This window comes from Acinetobacter lactucae (genome assembly GCF_013344765.1).
Classification (GTDB): domain Bacteria; phylum Pseudomonadota; class Gammaproteobacteria; order Pseudomonadales; family Moraxellaceae; genus Acinetobacter; species Acinetobacter lactucae_A.
The window spans coordinates 1-1,981 of sequence record NZ_JABVBF010000290.1 but is presented as its reverse complement, the minus strand read 5'-3'; the positions used below and the strand labels follow the sequence as shown (position 1 = coordinate 1,981).

The following is a 1,981-nucleotide window of genomic DNA, read 5'->3' as shown; positions in this document are numbered from 1 at the left end:
ATTTTATACAAAAATATTTAATATTTACCCTATTTGCACATCAAGCCACAAGAACCGTAAAGTTTTCATAAAACTATGCAATAAATTGACTAGTGACTATTGAATTGAACTAAAAATAGAAGTACAACATTAACTTATTCTTGACTAAAACATATGGTTTTAGCACAACCACAAGGAGGGATGGAGATGTTATCATTACATTTCAACAAACAAGTCTTCATTAACACTCTGAACAGCAAAGATTCAGTTGTTTATGGAGTAACACCGCTTGCTCTTATGCTGACTTTACTGTTTCAAGGTATGATTAAAGGAAATCTGAAACCCGAATACTTTATGTATGCGATGGTTGTTTCTTTCATATTTTGTGTGTGGGCCTTTGTCGACCATAAGATGCGAAAACTAGCTAAAAGACGTCTTAGTCAACAAAACTTGAATACTTAAAAAATGGATGAGTAATCATCCATTTTTATTTTACACACCTAGAAATAAAAAAATTGTTCCAATAACTAAAATAGCGGTAGCTAGTAATTCAGTCACAATTAAACCTATCATCATTAAAGATATTAACCATGAAGGCAAGCTAAAACGACCTAACTTGTGTGGACGTTTAAATTGATTTGTCGTGTCCTGTAAATAGCCATGTACGATATAAATCAGAATTGAAAAACTAAAAAATAGAATATTTGCGAACACACACCACAAAGCAATCTTTTCATTTAAAACAGTAAAATAGCTTAATACAGCTAGAATGAGACTAGCAGCTGCATATAACAAACTACTTCGATGCGCGATATCTACATAATAATGCGCACGACTTAATTCTGAACGGCGTATTTGCCAATATTTCCATACCCCAGTTAACATCCCTATCCATAAAAATATGCCACTAAACACAATAGCTAACTGTACAGCTTTCGGTAAATCCATCTTTTTTCCAATTACTTGTTTTATTCAAATTTAATGAGCTGTATAACATAGATATTGACTTTATAGTCACATTTTAATCAAGTATCATTTTAGAACTCATGTAAATTACAGATATCAACAAACCAACTATTACGTAATATTATGGATAACACTTTTGAATCATTTTGGATGACCTGCGAAGATGGTTATCAACTTGCTGCACATTTTTATCCAGCTCAATCAAAACAACTAGCTAACCCTGTGTTGATTTGCCCAGCCACAGGTATTACTAAAAACTTCTATCATTCTTTCGCTACATGGTTAAGCGAACAAGGATATGACGTATTAAGCTTTGACTTCCGTGGAATTGGAGACTCCTTACACGGGTCTCTGAAGCAAAGTACTGCAAGTATTAATGATTGGGGAATTCTCGATATTCCTTGTGCAATTGATACATTATTAGAAAAAACTAAAGCAGAACAAGTTACCCTACTTGGCCATAGTGCTGGTGGGCAATTACTAGGAATTGTGCCTAATTTTCATAAAGTAGCAAAAGTTATTGCAGTCGCAGGCTCTACGGGCCATGTAAAGGGTCTTAAAGGTAAAACCAAGTTTTTGGCACCAGTCATGTTCAATTTTATCTTCCCCATCTCTAGTGCCTTAAAAGGATATGGAGCAACACAATTTATTGGAATGGGAGAAAACTTACCTAAAAAAGTCGCTCAACAGTGGCGTGAGTTTTGTAGTCATCCAGGCTACGTTAAAAATGCAATTGGTAAAACAATCCACCATGATTTTCATAATGAAATTATTTGCCCTATTACTTCTATTTGGGCAAGTGATGATGAAATTGCGACAAAGCATAATGTTGAAGATTTATTAAAGTTGTATCCAAATGCACCCACAAAAATGCTAGAGCTAAACCCTATCAAACTCGGCTATAAATCAATTGGGCATATGTTAATGTTTAAAAAATCACATCAAAAGTTGTGGTCACTCTTGGAACAAGAAATTCAACATTAATTTTAATTAATCTTTTACTTTTTGCCTCTACGCTCGTAATCCGGTGTAGAGG

At 34.0% G+C, this 1,981-nt stretch carries 3 protein-coding genes; 2 read left to right on the top strand and 1 reads right to left on the bottom strand.

Annotated features, from left to right (window positions below; all coding sequences use genetic code 11):
• Positions 1–186: 186 nt before the first annotated feature.
• Entirely contained in the window at positions 187–441 is a 255-nt protein-coding gene (locus tag HUN22_RS16755; RefSeq protein ID WP_005073940.1) for a hypothetical protein, read from the top strand.
• A 30-nt stretch (positions 442–471) separates the two neighbouring features.
• Here the strand turns inward: HUN22_RS16755 and HUN22_RS16750 are convergent, their stop codons facing one another.
• Complete coding sequence (locus HUN22_RS16750) at positions 472–927, bottom strand: hypothetical protein (protein WP_174731753.1); 456 nt, start codon at positions 925–927, stop codon at positions 472–474.
• 141 nt (positions 928–1,068) lie between these two features.
• On the opposite strand from HUN22_RS16750, the gene HUN22_RS16745 reads away from it, so the two are divergent.
• Positions 1,069–1,929, top strand: a complete 861-nt coding sequence (locus HUN22_RS16745; protein ID WP_174731751.1) for an alpha/beta hydrolase family protein — start codon at positions 1,069–1,071, stop codon at positions 1,927–1,929.
• Positions 1,930–1,981 lie beyond the last annotated feature (52 nt).